We start from the raw sequence: 26,928 nt of genomic DNA, 5'->3' as shown, positions 1-26,928 counted from the left end.
TTGCGCTGCGCACGCGCAGCGATCAGAGCCGCGAATACGTCCACGACTGCATGCGCCCGTCGCGATACGGCATGACGCCGTGGAACGGGCGTGGGTCGCCATCGAATACCAGCGGCAGGAAATAGCGGTCGCCTTCCCACATTGGCACCTGGTCCATCCGTTCGATCGCAATCCACTCCAGCGTCCCCTCCGGATTGGCGGTGTGGGGTGTGCCGTCGAAGCTGTGGATCAGGAACACGAAGCCCAGCCAGTCTTCGCCCTGCTTGCCGAAGCCCGGCCAGCTGATGGTGCCGCGCAACTGCATCCGGCCGCAGTCGACGCCGGCCTCCTCGCGTATCTCGCGGCGCATGCAGGCCAGCACGTCTTCGTCCGGCTCCATCTTTCCGCCCAGGCCGTTGTATTTGCCCAGATGCTGGTCGCCGGGACGGGCATTGCGATGGATCATCAGCACCTGGGTGCCGTCCGGCGACAACAGGTAGCCGAGCGTGGCGACAATCGGGGTATAGGGCATGGCATGCGATCTGACACGAAGCGCATCAGTATGACCGAAGCGGCCCGCCGCACGCGGCGGTAACGCCGGCTCAGCCGACCGCGGCCTGCGGGTTCGGGCGCGGCGGTGCCACGTGATCGGTATCCAGCCGCAGGGTCGCGACGCCGTGGCCGCGTTCGGCCAGGTACTCCAGCCACTTGCCCAGGAACGTATTCATACGCATGCGGTGGCTGATCAGCTCGGCCGGCGGCGGGAACATGCCCATCACGTCCTGCCAGCGCCGACCGACATAGCAATGCGTGGTCTCGGCCTGGCGCGCATCGCGATACAGCCGCACATACGCCGACGGGTCCGGCTCGCCGGTGACCGGGTCGCACAGGTCGTAGGTCAGGCGCAGTTCCACCGTGTAGCGGTGGCATTCGATCACGTCCAGCCGCAGGTTCAGGCCATCGCCGATCGAGGACACGTACGAGCCCGGCGCCAGATCGGCCGGGGCGAACAACCGGGTCAGATGTTGGAAGTTTTCTGCATACAAGCCCATTAGCCAGCCAAAGCGGCTCAGTTTGGGAATGCGTTCGAGTTTGCTCAGTGCTTGCGCCATGGACCGATCCTACACGCTGCGCTGCCGCACGGGCAGCATTGACGAGGGCCCAACGGCAGGCCTACGTTGGCGGAGTACTGCCCCGCCCGTTTCGTCTCCCCCAGCCACCAACCACTGCCGGTCGCTCTTTCGACCGATGGGCACGGCGGCCGAAACGTGAGTAACGGCTACCGATCCCGAAGATCCGATCCCGAAGATCCGATCCCGAAGATCCGATCCCGATCTCCGCTCAGAACATCTCGCGCTGCAGGCCCAGGGTGGACAACACCTTGCTGGAGATTTCCTCGATCGAGGTATTGGTAGTGCTGAGCGAGGGAATGCGCTCCATCTGGAACATGCGCTCGGCGATCGCGACTTCGCGCCGGCAGGTCTCTGCCGCGCTGTAGCGCGAATTGGCGCGCCGCTCCTGACGAATTTGCTGCAACCGCTCGGGATCAATGGTCAAACCAAACAACTTGCTGCGGTAATTACGCAACCGCGGGGGCAACTGCTCGTTTTCCAGATCTTCCTCGGTGAGCGGATAATTGGCGGCGCGAATGCCGTAATGCAAGGCCAAATAGATGCAGGTCGGTGTCTTGCCCGCGCGCGACACCGCCACCAGGATCACATCGGCTTCGTCGTAATTGAGCGCAATGCCATCGTCGTGACTGAGCGCGAAGTTCATCGCGTTGATGCGGCGGTGATAGGTTTCGAAGTCGACCATCCCGTGCGCGCGGCCCACACGCGAGTGACGCGGCGCATTGAGCTCGCGCTCCAGCGGCTCGATGAAGGGCGCGAACACATCCAGCATCAGTGCGCCACTTTCGGCCAGGATCATGCTCAATTGTGGATCGACGCACGAATTGACCACGACCGGGCGCACCTGGTACCGCTCGCCTGCGGCGCGCACACGCATCGCGGCATCGCGCGCTTTATCTGCATCGTCAATGAACGACATGCGGTCGGTGACGAAGTTGAAACCGCTGAACTGCGTGAGCAGGCTATGCCCAATCGTTTCAGCGGTGATACCGGTTCCATCGGAGACGTAAAACACCGGCCGAATTGTTGACATCAAGACCACCTCTTTGAAATGGTGTCCAAAACTTACGGATTCATGCTTGTGCAGGCTCCGCTGTGCACTGCATGATAGCGGCTTCTTCCTACGGTCGCGGCCATTCAGCCCGCTCGGGCGATGGCCTTACGGAGCATCGCGCTTGAACGAGAATATCCTGTGGTTGCATGAGCTACGCCTGGCCGACCTGGCCCGCGTAGGCGGTAAAAATTCCTCGCTTGGCGAGATGATCGGCAACCTGGCTGGGTTGGGCGTCTCGGTTCCCGGTGGATATGCGACGACCGCGGAAGCTTTCAAGGACTTCATCGCGCACAACGATCTGTCCAAGCGCATCTTCGACAAGCTGGCAACGCTGGATGTCGAAGACGTCAACGCACTCACGTTGGCCGGCAAGGAAATCCGCGGCTGGGTGATCGACGCCCCGCTGCAGCCGGAACTGGACCGCGACATCCGCACCGCCTACGCGCAGTTGTGCGCCGAAAACGGCGGCGGCGACGTTGCCGTGGCCGTGCGCTCCTCGGCAACCGCCGAAGACCTGCCGGACGCCTCCTTCGCAGGCCAGCAGGAGACCTTCCTCAATGTGACCGGCGCCGACGATGTGGTGCACAAGGTCAAGGAAGTGTTCGCCAGCCTCTATAACGATCGTGCGATTGCCTACCGCGTGCATCACGGCTTCAAGCATGAAGACGTGTTCCTGTCGGCCGGCGTGCAGCTGATGGTGCGCTCGGGCGTCGGCGCGGCAGGCGTGTTGTTTACGCTGGACACCGAGTCCGGCTTCCGCGACGTGGTGTTCGTCACCTCCAGCTTCGGCCTGGGCGAGATGGTCGTGCAGGGCGCGGTCAATCCGGACGAGTTCTACGTCTACAAGCCCACGCTCACTGCGGGCAAGCCGGCAATCCTGCGCCGGTCGCTCGGCAGCAAGGCCATCCGCATGGTGTATTCGGATGTGCCCGGCGAGCGCGTGCGCACCGAAGATACCCCGGCGGAACTGCGCAGCACCTTCTCGATCAGCGACGAAGACGTGCAGGAGCTGTCCAAGCAGGCACTGGTGATCGAAAAGCATTACGGCCGCCCGATGGACATCGAGTGGGCCAAGGACGGTGTCAGCGGCAAGTTGTTCATCGTGCAGGCGCGTCCGGAAACCGTGAAATCGCGTAGCCACGCGACCCAGATCGAGCGGTTTGCGCTGGAGGCCAAGGACGCCAAGATCCTGGCCGAAGGCCGCGCCGTCGGCGCCAAGATCGGTAGCGGCGTGGCACGCGTGGTGCGCTCGCTGGACGACATGAATCGTGTCCAGGCCGGCGATGTGCTGATTGCGGACATGACCGACCCCGATTGGGAGCCGGTGATGAAGCGCGCCTCGGCCATCGTCACCAACCGCGGCGGTCGCACCTGCCATGCGGCGATCATCGCGCGTGAGCTGGGCGTGCCGGCCGTGGTCGGCTCGGGCAATGCGACCGCCGTAATCAAGGATGGCCAGGAAGTCACCGTCAGCTGCGCCGAGGGCGACACCGGCTTCATTTACGAAGGCAAGCTGGCGTTCGAGCGCACCACGACCGATCTGGGCAACATGCCGCCTGCCCCGCTGAAGATCATGATGAACGTCGCCAACCCGGAGCGTGCGTTCGATTTCGGTCAGCTGCCCAACGCCGGCATCGGCCTGGCGCGCCTGGAGATGATCATCGCCTCGCATATCGGCGTGCATCCCAACGCCCTGCTGGAATACGACAAGCAGGACGCCGACGTCCGCAAGAAGATCGACGCCAAGATCGCCGGCTATGGCGACCCGGTCAGCTTCTACGTCAACCGCCTGGCCGAAGGCATCGCCACGCTGACCGCCTCGGTGGCGCCGAATACGGTGATCGTGCGCTTGTCGGACTTCAAGTCCAACGAGTACGCCAACCTGATCGGCGGGTCGCGTTACGAGCCGCATGAAGAGAACCCGATGATCGGCTTCCGTGGCGCCAGCCGCTACGTCGACCCGTCCTTCACCAAGGCCTTCGCGATGGAGTGCAAGGCGGTGCTGAAGGTGCGAAACGAGATGGGCCTGGACAACCTCTGGGTGATGATCCCGTTCGTGCGCACGCTGGAGGAAGGCCGCAAGGTGATCGAAGTGCTGGAGCAGAACGGGCTCAAGCAAGGCGAGAACGGTTTGAAGATCATCATGATGTGCGAGCTGCCGTCCAACGCGCTGCTGGCCGACGAGTTCCTGGAGATCTTCGACGGCTTCTCGATCGGCTCCAACGACCTGACCCAGCTCACCCTGGGCCTGGACCGCGATTCGTCGATCGTCGCGCACCTGTTCGATGAGCGGAACCCGGCGGTCAAGAAGCTGCTGTCGATGGCGATCAAGTCGGCGCGCGCCAAGGGCAAGTACGTGGGTATCTGCGGCCAGGGGCCGTCGGATCATCCGGAACTGGCCGAGTGGCTGATGCAGGAAGGGATCGAGTCGGTGTCGCTGAATCCTGACACCGTGGTCGACACCTGGCTGCGCCTGGCCAAGCTCAAGAGCGAGGGCTGATGGGACTGATGGGTGCGATGTGGGCAGCAGCTGCAGGAGCGGCTGCTGCAAAGCCGGTTGCTGCAGCGGGAGCGGCAGCTGCGAAGCCGGCCGCCACCAGCGAGCCGGCATTCCGTGGGCGCAGTACGCGGTCAACTGGGGAGTGGCATTGCTGATCGTCGTGGTCGGCATGTGGCTGGCCCGGCAACTCAGTCAATGGCTGCACCGTGCGCTCACCCGCGCGCGCGTCGAGATCACGCTGACCAACTTCCTGCGCAACGTGATGTACGCGTTGCTGCTGGTGTTGGTCTTCGTCAGCGCATTGAGTCAGATCGGTGTGCCACCGACCTCGCTGATCGCAGTGCTCGGCGCGGCAGGTTTGGCGGTTGGCCTTGCACTGAAGGATTCGCTGTCCAACATTGCTGCCGGCGTGATGCTCATCGTGCTGCGGCCGATGCGCGATGGCGATCACGTGTTGATCGCCGGCCAGGAAGGCATCGTCGACGAGATCCGGATCTTCCAGACCCGGATCCGTTCGTTCGACGAACGCATGATCACCCCGCCGAACAGCACGATTACCACCGCCCCCATCGTCAACTACAGCACCCTGCCCAACCGCCGCCTGGAAGTGACGGTCGGCGTGGGCTACGAAGACGATCTGAAGAAGGCGCAGCAACTGTTGCTGCAGATTGCCAAGGACAACCCGAACATCCTGGAGTCGCCTGCACCATTCGTGCAGGTGACCAACCTGGGCGAGAGTACGGTCGACCTGATGCTGTTCGCGTATGCGACCAACGGCAACTTCGGCGCCGCCAAGAGCACCACGCTGGAGCAGATCCGCAACCAGCTGCTGGAAAACGGACTCAACATCCCCTATCCGCAGCGCGACCTGCACGTGTATCACCACGATGCCGATGGCAAGCCGATCTCCGACCTGTTACTGAAAGGCATCGCCGACGATGGCGACCTGGGCAAGGGACCTTCGTTGGCGCGCTGACGTACACAGTGGCATGATGGAAAGCAAAAGGCCGCATCGAACGATGCGGCCTTTTTGTTGATGTTTTTTATTGGATGCTTTTGTTGGACGCATCGCCACCGAGTGGTTTGTAACCCGCGCGGTCGGCTGAGAAATTAAGCGACGTACGCAGGCGTACCATTGGGATGGGACACCGCCGACACGCCCACACATGCAACGACGCCATGGCCAGCGCTCAGGCCTGCACGTCGGCCTGGGAATCGCCACCGAGCGCGCCCATGAACTGACGATAGTGGCGCAGCTCGTCGATCGAATCGCGCACATCGCTCAGGGCGGTATGCGCCGAACTCTTGGCGAACCCGTTGGCGACCGTCGGCGCCCAACGTCGCGCGAGCTCCTTGATGGTGGACACGTCCAGGTTGCGGTAATGGAAATAGCGCTCCAGGCGCGACATCTGTCGGTGCAGGAAGCGGCGATCCTGGCAGATCGAGTTGCCGCACATCGGCGAGGCGCCGGCACGGATCCACTCGCTCAGGAATGCCACGGTCTGCGCTTCAGCCTGCGCGTGGGTCACCTGGCTGTCGAGCACGCGCTGCCACAGACCCGAACGGCGGTGCTGATTGCGGTTCCACTCGTCCATCGCTTCCAGGGTTTCCAGCGGATGCGCAATGGCCAGTTCCGGTCCCTCGGCAAGCACGTTCAACTGCGCATCGGTCACGATGGTGGCGATCTCGATGATGGAATCGCGATCGGTATCCAGGCCGGTCATTTCCAGATCGATCCAGATCAGTCGGTCGTTGCCTGCAAGGTTCTCTGCCATATCGCCGTCCTGTGGAGGCCGTCGCCGGCCGGATGATGAAGAGGGCGCGCATCATACCGCGGCCACGTCGCTCAGGGCGCAAGTGGCGGCTTGCCGCGCTTGGCCCTGAAGTAATTGGTCAGGCGCAAGCTCGCCTCGGCTGCAAGTACGCCACCGCACACCTGCACGCGATGATTGTGGCGCGGGTCGGCCAGAAGGTCGAAGACGCTGCCGCAGGCGCCGGTCTTGGGATCGCTGGCGGCGAACACCACGCGCGCGATCCGCGCATGAATCATCGCCATCGCGCACATCGCGCACGGCTCCAGGGTGACGTACAGAGTGCAGCCGATCAGGCGGTGATTGGCCAGGCGGCGCCCGGCTTGTCGCATTGCCACGATTTCGGCATGCGCGCTGGGATCGTGGCTGGCGATATTGAAATTCCAGCCTTCGCCAAGCACGTTGCCTTGCGCATCGACCAGCAGCGCGCCGACCGGGATTTCGTCATAGTCGCGCTCGGCACGCTCTGCCAATTGCAAGGCGTGCTGCATCCAGTGCACGTCGATCGCCGCGTGCGGCGTGTGGGTCGGCGCATCGGTGGGCACGCTCACGTGCCCGAACCGCCCTGGCGGTCCAGGAACGCGGCGAACGCGGCAACCGTGGCTTCGCTGACGTGGTGTTCGATGCCCTCCGCGTCGCGGCGCGCGGTGGCCTCGTCGATGCCAAGCGCAAGCAAAAAGCGCTCCACGATCTGGTGGCGCTGCCGGCTGGAGGCGGCCAGCGCCTCGCCGGCAGGGGTCAGGAACACCCCGCGGTAGGGACGCTGCACGACCCACCCATCGCGCACCAGCCGCTTGAGCATCTTGGCCACGGTGGGCTGCGCCACGCCCAGGCGCGCAGCGATATCGACCTGACGTGCCTCGCCGCCGTCCACCAGCAGATCGGAGATCAGCTCCACGTAGTCTTCGACCAGCTCGGCGCGGCGCGCTTCGCGCACCTGACGGAAGCTCTCCATATGCACCTGCGCATCGATCAGGACCGGCGCGGCCGCTTCCACCTTTTCGCTCTTGCCCACCCTCTTCCTCGTCATCGTCGCCGGCGTCGATGCCGGGGCGCATAGTTTGAAGCACGCAGCAGATCAATACGATTGAAATTGCCAATGCTCAACAGCATAGCAACTGCTATATCATGGGTTTAACCCGTCTCTACCTACCTGCATGTCCGCCGACACCGCCGCCTCAGCGCCATCGTCAGCCACCGCCACCGGCGGTCTGGGCGACCACCAGGCCAGCGTCGCCGTGCCCAAGGGCGGCCATTGGTGGTTCCGCCTGCTGGCCTTCCTGGGACCGGGCTACATGGTGTCGGTGGGCTATATGGACCCGGGCAATTGGGCCACCGATCTGGCCGGCGGCTCGCAATTCGGCTACCTGCTGCTGTCGGTGATCCTGTTGTCGAACCTGATGGCGATCGTGCTGCAGGGCTTGTCGGCGCGGCTGGGCATCGCGACCGGGCTGGACCTGGCACAGGCCTGTCGCGTGCGTTATCCGCGTGGCGTCAATCTGGCGCTGTGGGGCATCTGCGAGCTGGCCATCATCGCGTGCGATCTGGCCGAGGTCATCGGTACCGCGATTGCGTTGAAGCTCTTGTTAGGGATTCCGCTCACCATGGGCGCGATCATCACCGCGGTGGATGTAGTGCTGGTGTTGTTGCTGATGAACCGCGGTTTCCGGGCGCTGGAAGCGTTCGTGATCGCGCTGCTGTTGATCATCTTCGTGTGTTTTGGCATCCAGATCGCGCTGGCCGCACCGCCGATCGCGGCGGTCCTGGGCGGTTTCATCCCGCGCGCGCAGGTGGTCACCGACCCGAAGGCGCTGTATCTGGCGATCGGCATCATCGGGGCGACGGTGATGCCGCACAACCTGTATCTGCACTCGTCGATCGTGCAGACGCGCGCGTATCCACGGACCGATATCGGCCGGAAATCTGCGCTGCGTTGGGCGGTCACCGACAGCACGGTGGCGTTGATGTTCGCGTTGTTCATCAATGCCTCGATCCTGATCCTGGCCGCGGCGGTGTTCCATGCGCAGGGCCGCACCGACGTGCAGGAGATCGAACAGGCGCATGCGTTGCTGGCGCCGATGCTGGGCGTTGGCCTGGCCTCGACACTGTTTGCGGTGGCGCTGCTCGCCTCGGGCATCAACTCCACCGTGACCGCAACGCTGGCCGGGCAGATCGTGATGGAAGGGTTCCTGCAATTACGCCTGCCGCCGTGGATACGACGCTTGCTCACCCGCGGCATCGCCATCGTGCCGGTGGTCATCGTGACCTGGTTGTACGGCGAGGCTGGTACGGCGCGGTTGCTGGTGCTCAGCCAGGTGGTGTTGTCGATGCAGCTGCCGTTTGCGGTGATTCCGCTGGTGCGCTTCGTATCCGACCGGCAGTTGATGGGCGCGCTGGTGGCGCCAGCGTGGCTGGTACGCATCGCGTGGGGGATTGCGGCGGTGATCGTCTGCCTCAATCTGAAGCTGCTGTGGGATACCGCGCTGCATTGAAATGCGGCATCGGCCCGGGCGTTGCGCCTGTGCGGGATCAATTGCTTCGTATCGCCAGCACAGCTGCAGGACGATGCCGCGCTTTCCTGCCTCAACGCGCACCAGCGCTGTGGATGATGTTTGAGAGCTTACAAGGTCTGTCCTGCACTGGTGGGAGGCGAGGTCTCTTCAGCAGACTCGACTGAGCCCAGGGCGCGGTGCGCTCGCCGCGCGCGGGACACGCCGCAAGGACATCCATGCAGGCTCGATGGCGGCATCCATGCCGTCGAAAGTCCCGCACGCGGCAAGCACACCGCAGCAGACAGTGATGGGTGACATCGAAGAGCGCAATGCGGCGCCAGACGCGCTCGAGACCGCTGCAAGCGCTACGCGCCTGCTGACGCGTCTTCCACTACGGCCTGCGCATCGCTCGAATCGATTACATTCTGCGCCAGTTCGCGCACTGCGCACGCGCGTGCAATCTACCTCGCGCCGCACGCGCTCTACTTGGCGCATGCACCGGTTTGTCCGTTGCCTGCAGTGGCCTTGCGCTGCGTGGGCATGCCATACATGACGCGTCAACGCGCGCATGCGACCGCCGGGCTGCATGCCCTCGCCTGCAGGAGTTCTTATGGATCCGTTCGAGGCGCATCCGGCCGATGCCGGGCGCCGCCACTTTCTCATTTCCGGCACGGCAGCCGTGGCAGCGTTGTCGCTGCCACATCTCGCCAGCGCCGCCGCAGCCAGGCGCATGCCATCCACCTCGTCGCCCCACTCTTCCACTCACGGAGTCAAGCAGATGTCCAATTTCGTCAAACGTCCCGACGGCGCCAACATTTTTTACAAGGACTGGGGCAAGGGCCAACCGGTCGTGTTTTCGCACGGCTGGCCGCTCAGTGCCGATGCCTGGGATGCGCAGATGTTGTTCATGGGCCAGCACGGTTTCCGCGTGATTGCGCATGACCGCCGCAGCCACGGCCGTTCGTCGCAGACCTGGGACGGCAACGATATGGATACCTATGCCGACGATCTGGCTGCGGTGATCGAGGCACTGGATCTGAAGGACGCGATCCTGGTGGGCCATTCCACCGGCGGTGGCGAAGTGGCGCATTACGTTGGCCGCCATGGCAGCAAGCGCGTGGCCAAGGTGGTGCTGGTAGGCGCCGTGCCGCCGCAGATGGTCAAGAGTGCGACCAACCCGGGTGGCCTGCCGATGAGCGTGTTCGACGGCATTCGCGACGGTGTGGCCAAGGATCGTTCGCAGTTTTATCAAGACCTGACCACGCCATTCTTTGGCGCCAACCGCGATGGCAACAAGGTCACCCAGGGCATGCGCGATGCGTTCTGGCTGCAGGGCATGTTGGGTGGGCACAAGGGTCAGTACGACTGCATCAGGGAATTTTCCGAAGTCGATTACACGCCCGACCTGAAGAAGATCGATGTGCCGGCGTTGGTGGTACACGGCGACGACGATCAAATCGTGCCGATCGATGCATCCGGCAAGATGTCGGCAAAGATCATCAAGAATGCCGAACTGAAGATCTACGCCGGCGCGCCGCACGGTCTGACCTTTACCCACACGGACCAGTTCAACAAGGATCTGTTGGCGTTCGCAAAAGCCTGATCGAGGTGAATGGATCAGCGAAGGGCCGGCTCGAGAGAGCCGGCCTTTTTTGATCTGGCGCTAGTGATCGTGCAAGAACAGCTCACGCACCCGGATAGATTGTTGTCATGCGGTATCGATGCGCTCGGAGCCGCACATTGGCAGTGACAGATCCCGATTCGCATACCGGCGACGTTCGCCTGATGGTGAATGTCGTCGCTGTTCGCTGCGCTTCCCAGACTCAGTCGAGATGTTGGTTTGGCTAAGGGCATCACGCGCTCACCGCCTTCAGGACACGTCGCGTGCTACCGACACCTTGCCGCTTCAGCGCAGCAACCAGTCGGCCAGCAGGAACCCGCCGCTCATCGCCACGACGAGCAATGCACCGGTCAGACGTGGCGGAGCGGGCAACGGCAAGTCGAGCAACCGGCAGCCGATGCCGATCGCCAATGCGAGCAGTACCCCGAGCACTGCCAGGCTCATGCGTCGCCCTGCCGGCCAACGCGGCCGCTGGGTCCGCCGCAATGCCTCAGGTTCCTTGCGGCATGCCGGGCCAGGAAGCGGTCGGCCAGTGCATAGCCGCACGTCATTGCCAGCACCAGCAGCGCGCCGACAAAGGCCGTGGGTGCAGGCGATGGAATGCCGGCCACACGGCAGCCGAAGCCGATCGCCACGCCCAGCGCGACACCGCTGATGAACTTCCAATTCATGGGCATCAGATATCCGAGTGCGCGTGCGGCGGCAGCGCCGCACCGCCGTCACCGACGAAGTGGCGCACCACCGGTGCGCGCTCGCCGTGATGCAGGGCGCGGATCTGCTCCTGTAACTGACGGTCGTCGCCGGTGACGCGTTCGTGCTGCCGCAGATGTTCCAGCCATGAGGCGACGAGGAAGTATTCCAGTTGCACACCCGGCGTTGCAGCGTCTTCGGCAATGCCCCAGACCACGGCGCCGTCGCGGCGGCGCGCGTTGCCCAGTTGCGTCATCAACTGCAGGAACATGACGCGTGCCTCGGCAGCGATACGGTATTCCACCGTGACCAGCACCGGGCCGCGGTCATGCTCGAGGCGATCGGCTTGCGCAGGCGCAGGCCAATGTCCGCCGGGGGCGAGGTCCAGCTGTTCGGTCCCGGCAATCCGCGCGCGTTTGACCAATAGCGCGGCGATCACTGCACCGGCCGCGGCGATCTGCAGCGCCGTGGCAATCGACGTGCGTTGCGCCAACGCGCCCCATACCAGCGAGCCGCTGGCCATGCCTGCGGAAAACACCACGATGTACAACGACAATGCACGCGCACGCACCCAGGCAGGGACGGCGGTCTGTGCGGCGATCTGCAACGACGACAGCACCGTGATCCAGGCCAGGCCGTTCACCACCATCACCACGCACAACACGCCAAGCAGCCGCGACAACGCCAAGCCCAGCAGCGATGCGGCGCACACCAGGGTGGCGACGAACACCAGCAGATCGCGGTCGTAGCGCGCACGCAGGCGCGGCAACAACAAGGCGCCGCTGATCGCGCCCATGCCGATACAGCCCAGCAAAATGCCGTAGCTGCCGGCGCCCAGCTGCATGTCGCGGCGGACCACCAACGGCAGCAGCGCGGTCAACGCGCTGGCGAACACGAAAAATCCGGCGGCCTTGATCAGCACCGCCTGCAGGCGACCTGCGCGCGCGGCGTAGCGCAACCCTGCGCGCAGGCCTGCGCCAAAGCTCTCCGGCGGCAGCGCCGAGGCATGCACATCGCGGCGCCATCGCCACAGCACGTACAGCATCATGCCGAAGGTCAGCCCGTTGAGCAGAAAGGCCCACGGCGGGCCGAACTGGGCCACGATCAGCCCACCCACGGCCGGGCCGATCGATCGGGCGATGTTCATGCCGATCGAATTGAGCGCCACCGCCGAAGCCAGCATCTGGCGCGGCACCAGTTCCGACACGATCGCCGCCTGCGCCGGCATCGCCATTGCTGCGCCCACGCCCATTGCAAAGGTGAGCGCCACCAAGACCCAAGGCGTCAGCAGCTGCAGAAGCGCCAGTAATGCGAGCAGACCGGCCACCAGCAGCATCCAGGCCTGGGTCAACAGCAAGTAGCGACGACGGTCGACGATGTCGGCCAGCGTGCCGGCGACCAGTGCCAATAGCACCACCGGCAAGGTGGTCGCCGACTGCACCGCCGCCACCATCAACGGCGAGCCGGTCTGTTCGGCCATCACCCAGGACGCGGCGACATCGTTGATCCAGGTCCCGATATTGCTGCCCAGGATCGCCAGCCACAAGGCGCGAAAGACCGACTCACGCAGCGGCGCCCAGGCACCACCTTCGGCAGGTGCGGCAGAAACAGTCATCGCGGCAAGGCTCCAGGCAATGGGATGAAACAGACAAGGCGAAGGTGTGCCGCGCGCCACGTGCAGGCACGCAGATGTGCTGCCGATGACGCCATCAGAACGCGAAGCACGCGCATCCCAAGGCGCCCCAGAAGCTACGTAGATCATCGCTGGGGACAGCGTGTTGCCCCGCATGCGCGTGCGCGCCGTGGGCGCGACACGCGTGGCCGTGCGCATGCGTGTGCGTTGCAGCGGACAGCCCGCTTACCCCGCCTCCAACCTGGTAGCCGCCGAATCGATTCACCGGCGACCAGTCCGGCATGGCAGGCGGCAACGTGGGGGCGAGCGCGGCAAAGTCGCCATCGCCATGCACGACACGCCCGCCCAGCACGGTCAGCACGCTGGTGATGTCGGCGATGGCCGCATCGTCGATGCGGAAGTAATCGTCAGACAACACGATGAAGTCGGCCAACTGCCCCACCGCCAAGGTGCCCTTGCGGGTCTCGTCGCCGGAAAACCAGGCGCTGCCCTGTGTCCACAAGCGCAACGCCTGTTCGCGATCGAGCAGATTCTCGTCGCCGTACAGGGCCAGACCGCCCACCGTGCGGCCGGTGACCAGCCACGACAGCGCCACCCAGGGGTTGTAGCTGGCCACGCGCGTGGCATCGGTGCCTGCGCCGACCGGAATTCCCGCTGCGAGCATGCGTTGCACTGGCGGCGTCTGCCTTGCAGCCTGCACGCCGTAGCGCTGCACGAACGCCTCGCCCTGGTAGGCCATGCGATGTTGCACGGCGATGCCGCCGTTCAAGGCGCGGATGCGCTCGATATTGCGCGGGGTAATCGTTTCGGCATGGTCGATGAACCAGTGCAAGCCATCGAACGGGATGTCGGCGTTGACCTTTTCGTAGACATCGAGAATGCGCGCGATGCTTTCGTCGTATGTCGCATGGATACGGAACGGCCAGCGTTTTTCCACCAGCAGCCACACCACTTGCTCCAGCTCGGGTTCCAGCTCCGCCGGCAGCTCCGGGCGCGGTTCGCTGAATTGTTCGAAGTCTGCAGCGGAAAACACCAGCATCTCGCCGGCGCCGTTGTGACGCAGCAGGTCATCGCCCTTGCGCACCGGCAGCAATTCGGTCCAGCCGCGGAAGTCGTCGACCTCTTTGCCCTTGTTCTGGGTGAACAGGTTGTAGGCAATGCGCACGCTCAGTTGGCCGGCTGCGTGCAGCTGTTCGATGACCTGGTAATCCTCCGGATAGTTCTGGAAACCACCACCGGCATCGATCACCGAGGTAATCCCGAGCCGGTTGAGCTCGCGCATGAAATGGCGAGTGGAGTTGGCCTGGTAGTCCAGCGGAAGACGCGGGCCCTTGGCCAGGCTCGCGTACAGGATCAACGCGTTGGGCTTGGCCAGCAGCAGACCCGTGGGGTTGCCCAACTTGTCGCGCTCGATGCGCCCGCCCGGCGGATCCGGCGTGGTCTTGTCGTAGCCGCAGGCTCGCAGCGCGGCACGATTGAGCAAGGCACGGTCGTACAGATGCAACAGAAACACCGGTGTGTCCGGCGCGATGGCGTTGATCTCCTCGAGCGTAGGCAAGCGTTTCTCAGCGAACTGATATGCAGTGAAGCCGCCCACCACGCGCACCCACTGCGGCGCCGGCGTGCGATCGACCTGCGCCTTCAGCATCGCCATCGCATCGGCCAGCGAGCGCACGCCATCCCAGCGCAGCTCCAGGTTGTAGTTCAGACCACCCCGGATCAGATGGGTGTGGCTGTCGTTGAGGCCGGGCAGCAGACGCCGCCCCTGCGCATCGATGGTGCGCACGCCCTGCGCCAAGGCCATGATCTTTGCATCGTCGCCGACTCCCACGATGCGTCCATCGGCAACGGCGATGGCCGTGGCACTGGGCTGGCGCGGATCGAGCGTGGTGATGCGCGCATTGCGAACGACGAGATCGACCATTGGAGACTTTCCTGGCGCAGACGAGGCAGCCGGCAATGCACCCAACGCAAGACCGGCTGCGGCGCCCTGCATCCACCAGCGTCGACCGGCATCGTGATCGCCCGGTGTGCGACTCATGCCGCAGGCCTGCGCAGACGATCCAGCGACCAGTCGCCCCCACCGGCTGCAGCGACTGCCAGCAACACCACCATCCACATCAGCGGATATTCCATACCGCCGTGCATCCAGAACCATCCCTTGGGCACGGCCACCAGCACGGTGGTTGCGATGAACAGCGCTGCCAGTGCGGCGCTGGCACGCGTCCACACCCCGAGCAAGACCGCCAGCCCGGACAGGCTCTGTACCAGGGCCAGCAGCAGCGGCAACGGTGCAGCGGATGGAAGGCCGAACTGCTGCAACTCAGCGGCAAACCCGGTCAAGCCCGGTCCACCGAACCAGCCCAGCAACTTCCCAAGCCCGTGCGGCAGCAGGAAGCCGCCACCAGCGATGCGCAGCATCAGCAACGCTGACGAAAGTCCGGCGCTGCCACGTGGTGCCGATCGATTCAATGCCCGCCTTCCTGCGCGCCGAACATGCTCTTGGCGTACTGGATGCCGATGCCGTAGCCGCCGGCATGCGTGCGTGCAATGCCGGTGGTCAGCGCATAGGTGTCGCTACGTGCCCAGTCGCGCTGCAATTCCAGCAGGTACTGCACACTGGTCATGGGCGCAGCGCCGGCCTGCACCATGCGCGTGACGGCACGTTCGTGCGCCTCGTCGCTCACATCGCCGCAAGCATCGGTGATGACGTACACCTGGAACCCTTGTTCGATCGCCGACAGTGTCGGGCCCACGATGCACACGCTGGTCCATAGGCCGGCGATCACCAGGCGCTGCTTGCCGAGTGCGTTGATGCGATCGATCACGCCCTGGTCTTCCCAGGCGTTCATGCTGGTGCGATCGAATACCGGCTCACCCGGAAAGATGTCCGGCAACTCTGGGAACAACGGGCCGGAAAACGATTTTTCTGCGACGGTGGTCAGGATCACCGGCACCTTGAACCCTTTGGCACCCTTTGCAATCAAGGACACGTTGTTGCGCAGCGCCGAAATGTCGATGGTGTGCGTGGCGAACGCCATCTGCGATTGATGGTCGATCAGAATCAGGGTGTGATCGCCAGGCGATAGCAAGGATGCGCCGGGCACGGCAGTTGCAGTGGTCATGCGGGTTGCTCCATGGAAAGTGAAACCGGTTCACCGCCGCGCCGCTGCGTTGGGGGCATGTGTGCAGCGCCGCATGCTTGCATTGCCATCTGCGCGGCGAAACGCGCCGGCGTGCACCCGGTGGCATTGCGGAAACTGCGAACGAAGTGGCTTTGATCGAAGAAGCATAGATCGGTCGCGATCTGGCTGATGGTGTGGCCGCCTTCGCGCAACATTGCCTGGGCACGTTCGAGCCGACGAAGACGCAGGTATTCCATTGGACTGGCCCCGACCGCATCGCGAAACACGCGGGCGAAATGGAAACGGCTCATGCAGGCCGCTTGCGCAAGATGCGCCACGCTGACAGGTTCGTACAGATGCGTATCGATGTACTGCATTGCGCGCGCAATAGCGCGCACACGCGGCGCCTGCGTTTGCATGCGCCCTGCAGCACGCATATCGGGGCAGGCAACGGCAAGCAGAGGTGCCATGGGGCGTCTCCGGGGGGAATGAGCGCATGGTGACGGGAACAGCCGCGCCGCCCTACCCCTGATGGTGAGGCGAATCGTTCCCTCTTTCGGGGGAGCGCTTGCTCGTCTTCGCCGCAGGCAGCCGCCTGGATGCGATGCGCGTTCGATAGAGCGCGGCGTCATGCACCGATGCAGTACCAATGCGAGCGAGAGAACGCAGACGCATCGCCGACACCGCGCGGATCAGGCAGCGCGCAGCTTTTCAGTCTCGCGATCAACATGAAACCGCGCCTCGAAGCAGGCGGGAAGCAAACGCAACCGCAATGCGGCGCGATCGTGCTGCGGCTGAGGCGTGACGCGCTGGCCTACAGTTCCCGCATCACGCGCGCGGCGTGCGTCGATCGCTAAACGAATTCGCCCCGTACGTCCCTCCCCCGAAAGAGGTGTTGGTGCTTCCCCCGATCCCGCCCGACAATGATGCGATGCCGCATGAGCCCGTCATCCATTCGCGTTCCTTGTCGCGCTTGCGCCCGGCAACGGTCGTGGCGCTGTGGTGGCTACTGCTGCTCTGTCGTCCCGCCTGCGCAGCCGGCATTGCCGCAACCCGCGACGGGCTGCTGCAGTTCCACCACACCGCCTGGAGCATCGAGCGCGGTGCGCCGGCCGACATCTGGGACATCCAGCAAGCCGATGGCGGCGCGCTGTGGCTGGCCACTGGCTTTGGGCTGTTCAAGTTCGACGGCGAACACTTCACCCGGCAGGCAGCGCCGGAGGGCGAAGCCTATGCGTCGCACAACATGACCGCGCTGTCGCTGACCACCGACGACGGCGCGTGGATCGGCTATTTCAATGCCGGCATCGATCGCCTGGCCGACGGCCATCTCACCCATTTCGTCCCCGGCAAGGATGTGCCGGATGGGATGGTCTTCCGCATCGAGCGCGATGGCAGCGGCCGCCTGTGGGCCGCCATCGATGGCGGGCTGTGCTGGTTCGACGGACGGCGCTGGCAACGCGCCGGTACCGACTGGGGCTACCCGGAATCCAGCGCGCAGTGGCTGCTGCGCGATCGCCGCGGCATCCTGTGGGTGAGCGATGGCCGCCGCATCCTGTCGCTGCAACCGGGTGCACGACGCTTTGAATCCAGTGGCCAGCAGGTTGGGCACTTCACCACCATGGCCGAGCACCCGGACGGCACGATCTGGGTTGCCGATCCGCACCGCGGCGTGTTCGCGCTCACCGATGCGCACGGTGCGGTGTTGCCTGCCGTGGCACGCAACCAGCTGCAGTATCCCGGCTTGTTCGCCCATCGCATCCATTTCATGCGCGACGGCGCGCTGTGGGGCAGCGACTACATCGCAGGCGGGGTGTTCCGTGTCGCCCGGCCCACATCGCCGGCGCCGGTACTCGAACGCTATGGCCCGCTGCAGGGTCTGACCTCCTCCACGGCCGGCCCGCTGCTGGAAGACCACGAAGGCAATCTCTGGGCCGGCACCAATCTGGGGCTCAACCGCTTCCGCCACCGTGCCCTGCTCCCGCTGGCGGCCTTGCTGCCAGGCCAGACCACCGCGGTGGCGGTCTTCGCAACCGTCGCCACGCCAAGCGCACCGGTGTTGCTGGCGGTCCTGCGCGACGAGCGCCAGCTGGCATTGACGCGCACCGGCATCCAGGCCCTGCAACGCGGCGCGCCTGTCAGCGTGCTGCAGGTGCCGTCCAACGCCAACGGCTGGTTGCTCGGCGACAACCGCCTGCTGCGCCTGCACGCAGGCCGCACGCACTCCCTGCCCCTGCCGCAGGACGCGCGCACCGGATCGATCCGCGCGTTTGCTGTCGATGCCCAGGACGCGCCCTGGGCGTGTCCCGATGCCAGCGGCCCGCAGCGCTGGGACGGCCAGCGTTGGCAGCCGATTGCCAGCTTGCAGGACCACCCCTGTTCGGTCCTGCTGGCCGCGCCCGATGGCGCGCTGTGGGTGGGCAGCGTCACAGGCCAGCTCAGCGTGCTCCGTGGCGCGCAGGTGCGGCACTACAGCGCCAACCATGGCCTGTCGGTCGGCCCGATCACCGCCATTTGGCAGAGCGCGTCCCTCACCCTGGTGGCCGGCGAAAGCGGGCTGGCAGTGCTCGGCAGCGATGGCCGCTTCCAGCAGGTGGCCGATCAGGCCAATCCGGTGTTGCAAGGCATCACCGGCATCGTGCGCGACCGTCACGACACCTTCTGGTTGAACGGTAATCGCGGCGTCGTCCAAATCGGCCGGCAGGCACTGCTGCGCAGCCTGCGCAACGGCGTGGTCAGCCCCTCGCTGCGCCTGTACGACATCATGGATGGCCTGCCCGGCGTCGCCCAGCAGGCGACCCCGGTGCCCACCGCGATCGCCGCGGCCGATGGCCTGCTCTGGTTCACCACCAACCAGGGCCTGGCCTGGCTCGATCCCGAGCAAACCTATCGTAACCCCACCGCGCCCAAGGTCTTCATCACCGATGTGGTGGCCAACGACCGGCCTTACCCGCGTCAGGACGGCCTGCACCTGCCCAAGTGGACCGACCGTCTGCGCATCGGCTACGACGCGATCAGCCTCACCCGCCCGGAGCGCGTGCGGTTCCGCTACCGGCTGGAAGGGGTGGATGCACGTTGGCAGGACGCCGGCAACCGCAACGAGGCCTTCTATACCAACCTTGCGCCCGGGCGTTACCGCTTCCGTATCGCGGCCGCCAACAACGACGGCCTGTGGAATGCGCGCGGCGACACCCTGGCCTTCGTCATCGAACCGGCCTTCATCCAGACCTGGCAGTTCAAGGCCTGCTGCGCGCTGGCGTTGCTGCTGGCGCTGGGCATCGCCTGGCGCATGCGTACCCGGCAGGTGGCCGGGCGCCTGCGCGCGCGTCTGGAAGAGCGGTACCGCGAACGCGAACGCATCGCCCGCGAACTGCACGACACCCTGCTGCAGGGCACCCAGGGGCTGATCCTGCGGCTGCATGCCGCCAGCCGCTCGCTCCCCTGGAACGATCCGCGCCGGCTAGAGCTGGAACAGGCGGTGGACCTGGCCGAAAACGCCCTTGCCGAAGGCCGCGATCGCGTCAACGGCCTGCGCGACAGCCAGTCCCTGCACGAAGACCTGGCCGCCGCCCTGCAACGGGCGCGCAACGCCACCATGCCGCCGCCCACGGCCGCGCTGCAGGTCGTCGTCGAAGGCCGGCCCGTGCGCCTGCGTCCCCTGGTGGCCGACGAGCTGTTCCAATTGGGGCGCGAAGCGCTCGCCAATGCCGACCGGCACGCCGATGCCGCCGGCATCGCGCTGGAATTGCGTTACGGTTCTCGTGACTTCACGCTGCGCATCCGCGACGATGGCCGCGGCCTGGACCCGGATGTACTGCACGGCCATGCCCGCACCGGGCACTGGGGCCTGACCGGCATGCAGGAACGCGCGCAGCGCATCGGCGCCAAGATGCAGCTGTGGTCGCGTCCCGGCAGCGGCACCGAAATCCAGATCACCCTGCCCGCCCGTGCCGCCTACCTGCATGCCAAGCGGTGGTGGTGGCCATTTCACACCGCACGATCCACGGAGAGCTCCAATGGCTGACAGGGTCCGACCAACCGAGGTGCTGGTGGTGGACGACCATCCGCTGCTGCGCGATGGGCTCAGCGCCATGCTCGCTGCCGAGCACGACATGCGCGTGGTCGGCGAAGCGGAAGACGGCGAACAGGCAGTGGCCTGCTATACCCGGCTGCGCCCGGATGTGGTGTTGATGGATCTGCAGATGCCGCGCGTGGACGGTGTCCAAGCCATCCAGCGCATCCGACAGGTCGACTCCGCCGCCAAGGTCATCGTGCTGACCACCTATACCGGCGACGTACGCGCGGTGCGCGCCCTGCAGGCAGGTGCCTGCGGCTACCTGCTCAAGAGCGCGCTGCGCCGCGAGCTGGTCGACACCATCCGCGACGTGCGCCGCGGTCAGCGCCGGCATGTGCCGGCCTCGGTGGCCGAAAATATCGCCGCCCATGTGCTCGACGATGCCCTGTCCGCCCGCGAGACCGAAGTGCTGAACCTGGTCGCCACCGGCTGCTCCAACAAGCAGATCGGCAGTGCATTGAGCGTCTCCGAGGAAACGGTCAAGGCACATATGAAGAACATCCTGGGCAAGCTCGGCGTGCGCGATCGCACCCACGCGGTCACCGTCGCGCTGCGGCGCGGGATCCTGTCGCTGGAGACCTGAGCGGCGGCTTGGCCATCCTGGGCCCAGCCAGGGGCGGCTTTTGCTACACGGTCGACCATTCTTGAACGCGAGGCGACGGGCGCGATAGCTCCGCGCGCTCAAACCGATCGGCTTACGCTATCGTATGCACCGCCAAGCGGCATGGGGGCCGCTTCAGCATCTGGTTCGGCAGCCGATAACGGCTACGTCCAACCGCCGCACTGCGCTGCGGCGGCACTCGACTCAATCTTTTAAACGCGTTCAGGGGAATTGCGATGCTTCGTCACTCTTTGCGGGTGCGCCTGCTGTTGCCGGTGCTGGCCTTGGTGCTGGTTGTGGTGGTGGCACTGACGGTCATTCTGGCCATTACCGAAGCGAACCGGGTCAAGTTCGAAGCCGGCGACGCGATCGAGCGCCAGTCGGTGTCCTTGCAGACCTTGTTCGCGGTCACCCGCGCCATGATGCTGGACCGCGTCAATTCCTCCATGCGCCAGCTGCGCAAGGAAGCCAGCAAGGAAGGCGCGCCCAGCGTCGGCAACGACGTCCGCGTGGCCGATCGTAGCGCCAACGACCTGCTGCTGGGCCAGCGCTCGCAGGCAAATGCCTTCACCTTGGTCGATGATGTCACCGCCATCCACGAAGGTACCGCCACGCTGTTCTCGCGTACCGGCGACGACTTCGTGCGTATCTCCACCAACGTCAAGAAGGACGACGGCAGCCGCGCCATCGGCACCGTGCTCGATCCGAACGGCCAGGCCGCTGCCAAGCTGCGTAACGGCGAAAGCTTCTACGGCGTGGTCGATATTCTCGGCAACCCGTACGTCACCGGCTACGAGCCGATCTTTGCCGGCAACGACAAGCGTGTGATCGGTGCCTGGTACGTCGGGTACAAGGCAGACACCCAGGCGCTGGAAAACGTGGTCAGCAGCCGTCGTGTGCTCGATTCCGGCTTCATTGCCGTGTTCGACAGCAAGAACAAGCTGCGCTTCCAGTCCACCACTGGCGCCACCACCGATACCGCCACCATCGAGCGTATCGTCAAGGACACCCCGGATGATTGGGTCGTCACCAAGGAACAGGTACCCGATTGGGGCTTCACCCTGGTCTCGGCCTATCCCAAAAGCGACGTCAATGGCGTGATCGTGCGCCAGTCGCTGTGGATCGCCGGCATCGGTCTGCTGGTCTGCGCCCTGTTGCTCGGCCTGCAGTGGGCCTTGATCTGGAGCCGCGTGTTGCGCCCGATCCAGCACTTGACCACCGTGGCCGAAGAACTGAGCCTGGGCAAGTGGAACCACACCATCGCAGAGGTCAACCTCAAAGATGAAATCGGTACTCTGGCGCGCGCCATCTCCCGCTTGTCCAACAGCGTCCGGTTGGCCATGGAGCGCCTCAGCAAACGCTGAGTCGCTGTCACCCATTCCGTACCTGATGCTGCAAGGAAGACGCCATGTCCACTGAATTCCGTCCGCTGATCGAGATCCTGCGCGAGCTCAGAGCGCTGGCATTGAAGAAGGCGTCCGGCTTTCTGTTCATCGTCACCGAGGAAAACCACTCCTGCATCGTCCGCATCAACAGCGGGCAGATCGAAGAAGTGGTGTTCCGCATGCTGCGCAACGATGAGGCGGTACAACGCCTCACCATGGTCAACGCGGCCAAGGCGCGCTTCCAGGCCGACCCCGGTGCCGGCCTGGGCAAGCCCTCGCTGTTGAGCGAGGACTCGCGGCAGTGGTTGATGGGCGGTTTTGAACAGGATCTGGGCGGCGCACCGTCGCCGGTGCGTGCGCCGGCTGCCCCGGCACCGACACCCGCACCTGCTGCAACCGTCGCAAGCGCGAGTGCGGCGCCGGTTGCCAGTGGCGACAATGCCGGGCCAGACGAGCGCGTTCGCGGTGCACTGGAAGCGGTCGCGCTGAACTACCTGGGCCCGATCGCCGGCATGCTGTGCGATGAAGCCTGGGACGCCTCCGGCGACATCGAGCAGGTGCTCAACCAGCTCGCCGCCAACCTGGGAACACCGCAGGAAGCACAGAAGTTCATGGCCGACGCCCGCGTGGCATTGGCCAAGGTTCGCTGAGGAGCATCTTCAGTTCGGGCCACGTATCAAGCCGCGCACTGCGCGGCTTTTTTGTGGGCGCGGCAGTGGCACTGGCCATGCGCTGCAACGTTACACAACGTCAGCGCAGGCCGAACATCGGCTATGCGTTGCTGGTTTGCGAAGCGTACTCAGTGGCCAGCGTGGCGATAGATCATGGCATCCGCCGCTAGCTCAGCACGTCGGCCATCCGCAAACGCGCAGCTCATGCAGATCGCCATGCGCGACGAAGCGCTGCAGATTACCCGACAAACGTTTTTGCCGGTGCTGGATCCGGTAGAAGCGCCGCGTCAGCCGCGGCAAGGTGGTCTGCACAATCACCGGCCGGCCGAGCGTCGCCGATGCGCTGGAGCGTGAACCGGATGCGCCCAGCCCAATCGACCAGGCAGTCCAGGCGCGGGCCGGCAGCCGCCGCAAACGGTTTGGATCGGAAAGGTCTGTCACCCGCTCCTCCGCACACCACGCTGTCGAGGTGCCCGTTCGCGAACAGCACGCGGCCCTGGATTGGCTTCCCCCAGCTGGGGCGCAAAACACCCGCGTACCAGCATCGGGGGCCGCCTTGCGGACCCAGGTACGCCCATGCATGCCGACCTGGCAGCGTCCAGCACCGTGACTTGGGAACGCGATGCGGCCCCCTTCGCCGCAGCGGCCGCGGGTGATTTGCCGGCATTCAACGACGAGGAGCTCGCATGGTTGATGGAACTAGTTCCTCTGTGAGGCTCGGTCGGGAACGACCCGAGCGTTGGCAGGGACTCGTGCAATAAAGCTTGCGCTGTCGGCGAGCGCGCTCACTTTTGGCTGTTTTTTGCACGAATCCCCACAGGCCCTCATCTAGGCTTGTCGGCGTCGGCACTGCGCCAGACCATCCGAGATGGAAGGCCGCATTGGCGCGCGACTGTTGAACCGCACGACGCGCAGCATGGCAGTGGGTGGCGTGCCGCATCAACACGCTGGGGATGGCTGCACGCAACATCATTGCGCCCCGATTTGCGCGCTTCCATCGCCCACACCCTAATGTCGTGCTCGACATCGTGCTCGAAGACGCGCTCGCCGCACGCGTGGTTGGCCGTTTTGATGCGGGCATCCGGGTCGGCGGGCAGCTGGAGAAAACCGGGTGGAGGTCCACCCGACGCCGGATTTGCCGTCAGGTCGCCGGACGACCTGGCACGTCGAGGAACGCCCGAGTCGCCCGCTGAACTGCATGAGCACGCGTGCATCAACGGGCGGCTCAAATGGATGGCAGGCACCATCGCTGGAGTTCGACAAGTGCGGGCAACGCCTTGAGGTGGCGGTGGGCGGCCCGTTGGCCGCCAAGCGCGCCGATATCGGCATTGCTGCCGCGGCGAAGGGGCTCGGCGTCGCCTATCACGTCGAGTGGGATGGCGTGGGCGCATGATGGGCCCAGGGACGCTTGGTGCAGGTCCTGGCTGACTGGTCGATTGGGCGCCCGGGGCCGTGTCTCTGCTACTCGAACAGGCAGCATCGACCAGCGCTCCTTGGCGCCTTCATCGATTGCCTATTGGACCGACCACCGTTCGATCCGGTTTAGGGTTGGGCCTGCGCCACCGCTGGCGAGGGAACCGAGCTACAGGTTTGCAGACGGAGCCGCGGGCTGCAGCAACACGCGAACCAGCGGATTCGGGAAGCGCCGCGACATCGTGACCGCATGGAACGTCTCCACGATCGCCGGCAATTGATCGCCTTCCATCAGCGCGCCAGCGGCAATCTCGTCCTTGACCACGATCGGCGGCAGAACCGCCAGGCCGATGTCCTCGCGGGCAAGCAGTCGCATCATCGCCATGTCTTCCACTTCCGCGACGATCTGCGGCCGCACGCCCAGGCGGTCGGCCAGCGCATCGAAGCCGATGCGCACGCTGCTATCCACCGTCGGCAGGATGATGGGATGGCTGCGAAGGCGATCGGCGAAGCTGGCCGCATGGCCCAGGCGGTCCGGCGTGCCCACCAGGCTGACCGGATACTCCGCGAGCCGGTGGGTGACAAAGGGGGACAGCGCGTCGCCGGCCGGCGCCCGGTTCAGCAGCACCACGTCGAGATTGAGCGCCTCCAGCGCACGCAGCAGTTCACCCGCGCTGCCCGACCGCAGAATGAGGTCGATGTCGGTGCGGCCCAGCAGTGGGCGCAGGAACTCCATCTGGAAGTTGCGCGACAGCGTGGCCAGCGAGCCGACCCGCAGCGCCTGCCGCGCCGCACCTGTCTGCCGCAGCGTGCCGAGCAGCTCATCGCCAGTGGCGAAAATCGCATCGGCATGGTCGAGCGCGATCTGCCAGGCCTCGGTCAGGTGCAGTTGTCGCCCGCGGCGTTCGAACAGCGCGTGGCCCAGGCGCTCCTCCAATTTGCGGATTTGCACCGATAGCGCCGACTGGGTGAGGTTCAGACGCTCGGCAGTACGGGTGAGGTTCCCGTCGTGCGCGACCGCCCAGAAGTAGCGCAGATGGTTGTAGTTCAAGGCGGCCATATCATTCGATAATAGCGAACGAACCCGCAATAACAATGAATTTTTATTCAATCCCACTGATCGATATCGTGGCGCGGCCCGCCACCACGCTCGTTTCTAGGGGATTGCCTTGTCGCTCTATCTACTCCCACTGTTCGCACCACTCCTGCTGCTGACCACTGCTGTCGCCGCCCTGGCTCTCGGCGGTCGCCGTCCACACAAAATTCCCCTGCTCGCCGAAGGCGCCGCGCTCGGCGCGCTCAGCATCGCGATCGCATCGCTAGCGCTGGTGCTGGTGCGAGGCACCGGCGCCAGCCCACTGATCGGATGGGGCGATGTCGGCCTGTCCGCGCGGCTGGACGCGGTCAGCGTGACGATGCTGCTGCTGGTGGCCTTCATTGGCTGGATCGTGGTGCGGTACGCACGCACCTATCTCGACGGCGAGGCACGCCAGGGCTATTTCACCGGCTGGCTGTGCATGGCGCTGGCCGCGGTGCTGCTGCTGGTGCAGGCAGGCAACCTGGTCCAGGTCGTCGTCGCCTGGATCGCCACCAGCATCGCGATGCATCGCCTGCTGCTGTTCTATCCCGAGCGCGTGGAGGCGCAGCGCGCAGCCCGCAAGAAGCGCGTGTTCTCCACCACCGGCGGTCTCGCCCTGACCTGCGCCGCGGCGCTGATCTGGAAAAGCATGGGCACGACCGATATCGCCACGATCAATACGCTGGCCGCGCGCGGGCAGCACTCCTGGGCGCTCGTCGCGGCGGCCGCCCTGATCGCACTCGCGGCGGTGCTGAAATCGGCGCAGTTCCCCACCCACGGCTGGCTCACCGAGATGATGGAAGCGCCCACGCCGGTATCGGCCTTGCTGCACGCCGGCGTGGTCAACGGCGGCGGCTTCCTGCTGATCCGCTTTGCCGACCTGATGCTTGCCGCCCCCGGCGTGCTCGCCGTGCTGGCCATGCTGGGCGGGTTCACCGCCCTGTTCGGTGCGCTGGTGATGCTGACCCAGCCGGCGGTCAAGACCTCGCTGGCCTGGTCCACGGTCGCGCAGATGGGATTCATGATGCTCCAATGCGGCCTGGCGCTGTTCCCGCTGGCCCTGCTGCACATCGTGGCGCACTCGCTCTACAAGGCGCATGCGTTCCTGGCCTCGGGTGGAGCAGTCGAACAAGTGGCGGCCATTCGCCGGCCCGGACCGGTCGCCGTTCCGAATGGGTCGGCGGTCGGCCGCGCATTTCTGATCGCACTGGCGATCTATCTCGGCATCGGCACGGCCTTCGGGTTCACCTTCGGCTTCGGGCACAAGTCGCCGCAGGCGCTGGCACTGGGCGCGATCCTGATCTTCGGTGTCGCCTACCTGCTGGCTCAGGGCCTTGCCGATGCCGCGCCACGCCCCCTCACCCGCAGGACCGCGATCTACGCCAGCGCCGCGGCGATCGGCTACTTCGCGCTGCAGACCGCCGCCGAATGGCTGACGGCCGGCGTGCTGCCGGCGACACCGGCACCAGGACGGCTGGAGTGGACGCTGATGACGCTGGCGGTGCTGAGCTTCGGGCTGGTGGCGGTCGCCCAGGCGCTGTTTCCGCTCTGGGCATCGCACCCCGCTGCCGCCGGGCTCCGCGTCCACCTCTCCAACGGGCTGTATGCCAACGCCACGATCGATCGCCTGCTTGGCGGCTGGTCCGTTCGCAAGACCTCCTGACCCTCTC

General features: G+C 65.2%; 24 protein-coding genes and 2 pseudogenes. 11 read left to right on the top strand and 15 right to left on the bottom strand.

Annotated features, from left to right (window positions below; all coding sequences use genetic code 11):
* Window positions 1–22: 22 nt before the first annotated feature.
* The 3 genes from ACCQ00_RS09925 to ppsR all read right to left on the bottom strand — a co-directional run bounded on the left by ACCQ00_RS09925 (window position 23) and on the right by ppsR (window position 2,142).
* Window positions 23–511: an NUDIX hydrolase gene (locus ACCQ00_RS09925; RefSeq protein WP_039567836.1), complete on the bottom strand. Its 489-nt coding sequence runs from the start codon at window positions 509–511 to the stop codon at window positions 23–25.
* A 70-nt stretch (window positions 512–581) separates the two neighbouring features.
* Window positions 582–1,091 carry a DUF1249 domain-containing protein gene (locus ACCQ00_RS09920; protein ID WP_008573198.1) on the bottom strand — a complete coding sequence of 170 codons (510 nt, stop codon included), beginning with the start codon at window positions 1,089–1,091 and terminating at the stop codon, window positions 582–584.
* A gap of 229 nt (window positions 1,092–1,320) precedes the next feature.
* Window positions 1,321–2,142: a posphoenolpyruvate synthetase regulatory kinase/phosphorylase PpsR gene (gene ppsR / locus ACCQ00_RS09915; protein ID WP_017168777.1), complete on the bottom strand. Its 822-nt coding sequence runs from the start codon at window positions 2,140–2,142 to the stop codon at window positions 1,321–1,323.
* 142 nt (window positions 2,143–2,284) lie between these two features.
* Between ppsR and ppsA the strand changes: the two genes are divergently transcribed.
* Window positions 2,285–4,663: a phosphoenolpyruvate synthase gene (ppsA, locus tag ACCQ00_RS09910; RefSeq protein WP_039567845.1), complete on the top strand. Its 2,379-nt coding sequence runs from the start codon at window positions 2,285–2,287 to the stop codon at window positions 4,661–4,663.
* Window positions 4,663–5,639 (top strand): annotated as a pseudogene (locus ACCQ00_RS09905) (mechanosensitive ion channel family protein). The gene ppsA and the pseudogene ACCQ00_RS09905 overlap by 1 nt, the downstream one beginning before the upstream one ends.
* Before the next feature lie 214 nt (window positions 5,640–5,853).
* Here the strand turns inward: ACCQ00_RS09905 and orn are convergent.
* The 3 genes from orn to mntR all read right to left on the bottom strand — a co-directional run bounded on the left by orn (window position 5,854) and on the right by mntR (window position 7,489).
* Complete coding sequence (gene orn / locus ACCQ00_RS09900; protein WP_017157561.1) at window positions 5,854–6,438, bottom strand: oligoribonuclease; 585 nt, start codon at window positions 6,436–6,438, stop codon at window positions 5,854–5,856.
* A gap of 71 nt (window positions 6,439–6,509) precedes the next feature.
* Window positions 6,510–7,025, bottom strand: a complete 516-nt coding sequence (tadA, locus tag ACCQ00_RS09895; protein WP_017157562.1) for a tRNA adenosine(34) deaminase TadA — start codon at window positions 7,023–7,025, stop codon at window positions 6,510–6,512.
* Entirely contained in the window at window positions 7,022–7,489 is a 468-nt protein-coding gene (mntR, locus tag ACCQ00_RS09890; RefSeq protein WP_017159578.1) for a manganese-binding transcriptional regulator MntR, read from the bottom strand. The genes tadA and mntR overlap by 4 nt, the downstream gene beginning before the upstream one ends.
* A 142-nt stretch (window positions 7,490–7,631) precedes the next feature.
* On the opposite strand from mntR, the gene ACCQ00_RS09885 reads away from it, so the two are divergent.
* Together ACCQ00_RS09885 and ACCQ00_RS09880 are read left to right on the top strand one after the other, a co-directional pair.
* Window positions 7,632–8,966, top strand: coding sequence for an Nramp family divalent metal transporter (locus ACCQ00_RS09885; RefSeq protein ID WP_039567853.1), 1,335 nt, complete (start codon window positions 7,632–7,634; stop codon window positions 8,964–8,966).
* Window positions 8,967–9,744: 778 nt separating this feature from the next.
* Window positions 9,745–10,569, top strand: a complete 825-nt coding sequence (locus tag ACCQ00_RS09880) for an alpha/beta fold hydrolase (RefSeq protein WP_039567872.1) — start codon at window positions 9,745–9,747, stop codon at window positions 10,567–10,569.
* Window positions 10,570–10,872: 303 nt separating this feature from the next.
* Here the strand turns inward: ACCQ00_RS09880 and ACCQ00_RS09875 are convergent, their stop codons facing one another.
* The 7 genes from ACCQ00_RS09875 to ACCQ00_RS09845 form a co-directional block, all read right to left on the bottom strand.
* Window positions 10,873–11,031, bottom strand: a complete 159-nt coding sequence (locus ACCQ00_RS09875) for a XapX domain-containing protein (RefSeq protein WP_017157566.1) — start codon at window positions 11,029–11,031, stop codon at window positions 10,873–10,875.
* Window positions 11,028–11,258: a DUF1427 family protein gene (locus ACCQ00_RS09870; protein ID WP_017157567.1), complete on the bottom strand. Its 231-nt coding sequence runs from the start codon at window positions 11,256–11,258 to the stop codon at window positions 11,028–11,030. Before ACCQ00_RS09870 ends, ACCQ00_RS09875 begins: the two co-directional genes overlap by 4 nt.
* Before the next feature lie 5 nt (window positions 11,259–11,263).
* On the bottom strand, window positions 11,264–12,892 hold the full coding sequence (locus ACCQ00_RS09865; protein WP_039567856.1) for an MFS transporter: 1,629 nt from the start codon (window positions 12,890–12,892) through the stop codon (window positions 11,264–11,266).
* Window positions 12,893–12,986: 94 nt separating this feature from the next.
* Complete coding sequence (locus ACCQ00_RS09860; RefSeq protein WP_180301688.1) at window positions 12,987–14,834, bottom strand: amidohydrolase; 1,848 nt, start codon at window positions 14,832–14,834, stop codon at window positions 12,987–12,989.
* A 113-nt stretch (window positions 14,835–14,947) separates the two neighbouring features.
* On the bottom strand, window positions 14,948–15,382 hold the full coding sequence (locus ACCQ00_RS09855; RefSeq protein WP_039567859.1) for a DoxX family protein: 435 nt from the start codon (window positions 15,380–15,382) through the stop codon (window positions 14,948–14,950).
* A complete protein-coding gene (locus ACCQ00_RS09850; RefSeq protein ID WP_039567862.1) occupies window positions 15,379–16,035 on the bottom strand; it encodes a hydrolase in 657 nt (218 codons plus the stop codon). The genes ACCQ00_RS09855 and ACCQ00_RS09850 overlap by 4 nt, the downstream gene beginning before the upstream one ends.
* On the bottom strand, window positions 16,032–16,472 hold the full coding sequence (locus ACCQ00_RS09845; protein WP_099770610.1) for a helix-turn-helix transcriptional regulator: 441 nt from the start codon (window positions 16,470–16,472) through the stop codon (window positions 16,032–16,034). The genes ACCQ00_RS09850 and ACCQ00_RS09845 overlap by 4 nt, the downstream gene beginning before the upstream one ends.
* Before the next feature lie 494 nt (window positions 16,473–16,966).
* Between ACCQ00_RS09845 and ACCQ00_RS09840 the strand changes: the two genes are divergently transcribed.
* From ACCQ00_RS09840 to ACCQ00_RS09825, 4 genes are all read left to right on the top strand, one after another.
* Window positions 16,967–20,059: a sensor histidine kinase gene (locus tag ACCQ00_RS09840; RefSeq protein ID WP_039583477.1), complete on the top strand. Its 3,093-nt coding sequence runs from the start codon at window positions 16,967–16,969 to the stop codon at window positions 20,057–20,059.
* The gene (locus ACCQ00_RS09835; RefSeq protein WP_039574961.1) at window positions 20,052–20,693 is read left to right on the top strand and encodes a response regulator; all 642 of its coding nucleotides are present in this window, start codon (window positions 20,052–20,054) and stop codon (window positions 20,691–20,693) included. Before ACCQ00_RS09840 ends, ACCQ00_RS09835 begins: the two co-directional genes overlap by 8 nt.
* A 254-nt stretch (window positions 20,694–20,947) precedes the next feature.
* Window positions 20,948–22,075, top strand: a complete 1,128-nt coding sequence (locus ACCQ00_RS09830; RefSeq protein ID WP_039574963.1) for a Cache 3/Cache 2 fusion domain-containing protein — start codon at window positions 20,948–20,950, stop codon at window positions 22,073–22,075.
* A gap of 44 nt (window positions 22,076–22,119) precedes the next feature.
* Window positions 22,120–22,746, top strand: coding sequence for a DUF8082 domain-containing protein (locus tag ACCQ00_RS09825; protein WP_017157575.1), 627 nt, complete (start codon window positions 22,120–22,122; stop codon window positions 22,744–22,746).
* 192 nt (window positions 22,747–22,938) lie between these two features.
* On the opposite strand, the gene ACCQ00_RS09820 is transcribed toward ACCQ00_RS09825, so the two are convergent.
* A complete protein-coding gene (locus tag ACCQ00_RS09820; RefSeq protein WP_039574967.1) occupies window positions 22,939–23,181 on the bottom strand; it encodes a hypothetical protein in 243 nt (80 codons plus the stop codon).
* Between ACCQ00_RS09820 and ACCQ00_RS09815 the strand changes: the two are divergent.
* Together ACCQ00_RS09815 and ACCQ00_RS09810 are read left to right on the top strand one after the other, a co-directional pair.
* Window positions 23,102–23,481 (top strand): annotated as a pseudogene (locus ACCQ00_RS09815) (hypothetical protein); the annotation flags it as partial. The gene ACCQ00_RS09820 and the pseudogene ACCQ00_RS09815 overlap by 80 nt on opposite strands.
* Before the next feature lie 484 nt (window positions 23,482–23,965).
* Window positions 23,966–24,160, top strand: coding sequence for a hypothetical protein (locus tag ACCQ00_RS09810; RefSeq protein WP_236493337.1), 195 nt, complete (start codon window positions 23,966–23,968; stop codon window positions 24,158–24,160).
* Window positions 24,161–24,349: 189 nt separating this feature from the next.
* Here the strand turns inward: ACCQ00_RS09810 and ACCQ00_RS09805 are convergent, their stop codons facing one another.
* Window positions 24,350–25,240, bottom strand: coding sequence for a LysR family transcriptional regulator (locus ACCQ00_RS09805; protein ID WP_372354116.1), 891 nt, complete (start codon window positions 25,238–25,240; stop codon window positions 24,350–24,352).
* A 109-nt stretch (window positions 25,241–25,349) separates the two neighbouring features.
* Here ACCQ00_RS09805 and ACCQ00_RS09800 point away from each other — a divergent pair, with 109 nt between their 5' ends.
* On the top strand, window positions 25,350–26,921 hold the full coding sequence (locus ACCQ00_RS09800; protein ID WP_039574971.1) for a proton-conducting transporter transmembrane domain-containing protein: 1,572 nt from the start codon (window positions 25,350–25,352) through the stop codon (window positions 26,919–26,921).
* Window positions 26,922–26,928: the final 7 nt, after the last annotated feature.

It is taken from the genome of Xanthomonas sp. NCPPB 3761, from assembly GCF_041475705.2.
Classification (GTDB): domain Bacteria; phylum Pseudomonadota; class Gammaproteobacteria; order Xanthomonadales; family Xanthomonadaceae; genus Xanthomonas; species Xanthomonas phaseoli.
This window is presented reverse-complemented; position numbering and strand designations above follow the sequence as displayed.

Coding starts and splice junctions, on each gene's coding strand:
- ACCQ00_RS09860 (WP_180301688.1), bottom strand. CDS start 14,834: ATGGTCGATCTCGTCGTTCGCAATGCGCGCATCACCACGCTCGATCCG.
- ACCQ00_RS09925 (WP_039567836.1), bottom strand. CDS start 511: ATGCCCTATACCCCGATTGTCGCCACGCTCGGCTACCTGTTGTCGCCG.
- ACCQ00_RS09835 (WP_039574961.1), top strand. CDS start 20,052: ATGGCTGACAGGGTCCGACCAACCGAGGTGCTGGTGGTGGACGACCAT.
- ppsR (WP_017168777.1), bottom strand. CDS start 2,142: ATGTCAACAATTCGGCCGGTGTTTTACGTCTCCGATGGAACCGGTATC.
- ACCQ00_RS09880 (WP_039567872.1), top strand. CDS start 9,745: ATGTCCAATTTCGTCAAACGTCCCGACGGCGCCAACATTTTTTACAAG.
- ACCQ00_RS09805 (WP_372354116.1), bottom strand. CDS start 25,240: ATGGCCGCCTTGAACTACAACCATCTGCGCTACTTCTGGGCGGTCGCG.
- ACCQ00_RS09875 (WP_017157566.1), bottom strand. CDS start 11,031: ATGAGCCTGGCAGTGCTCGGGGTACTGCTCGCATTGGCGATCGGCATC.
- ACCQ00_RS09865 (WP_039567856.1), bottom strand. CDS start 12,892: ATGACTGTTTCTGCCGCACCTGCCGAAGGTGGTGCCTGGGCGCCGCTG.
- ACCQ00_RS09830 (WP_039574963.1), top strand. CDS start 20,948: ATGCTTCGTCACTCTTTGCGGGTGCGCCTGCTGTTGCCGGTGCTGGCC.
- orn (WP_017157561.1), bottom strand. CDS start 6,438: ATGGCAGAGAACCTTGCAGGCAACGACCGACTGATCTGGATCGATCTG.
- ACCQ00_RS09840 (WP_039583477.1), top strand. CDS start 16,967: ATGCCGCATGAGCCCGTCATCCATTCGCGTTCCTTGTCGCGCTTGCGC.
- ACCQ00_RS09810 (WP_236493337.1), top strand. CDS start 23,966: ATGAGCACGCGTGCATCAACGGGCGGCTCAAATGGATGGCAGGCACCA.
- ACCQ00_RS09845 (WP_099770610.1), bottom strand. CDS start 16,472: ATGCGTGCTGCAGGGCGCATGCAAACGCAGGCGCCGCGTGTGCGCGCT.
- ACCQ00_RS09825 (WP_017157575.1), top strand. CDS start 22,120: ATGTCCACTGAATTCCGTCCGCTGATCGAGATCCTGCGCGAGCTCAGA.
- ACCQ00_RS09870 (WP_017157567.1), bottom strand. CDS start 11,258: ATGAATTGGAAGTTCATCAGCGGTGTCGCGCTGGGCGTGGCGATCGGC.
- ACCQ00_RS09885 (WP_039567853.1), top strand. CDS start 7,632: ATGTCCGCCGACACCGCCGCCTCAGCGCCATCGTCAGCCACCGCCACC.
- ACCQ00_RS09850 (WP_039567862.1), bottom strand. CDS start 16,035: ATGACCACTGCAACTGCCGTGCCCGGCGCATCCTTGCTATCGCCTGGC.
- ACCQ00_RS09920 (WP_008573198.1), bottom strand. CDS start 1,091: ATGGCGCAAGCACTGAGCAAACTCGAACGCATTCCCAAACTGAGCCGC.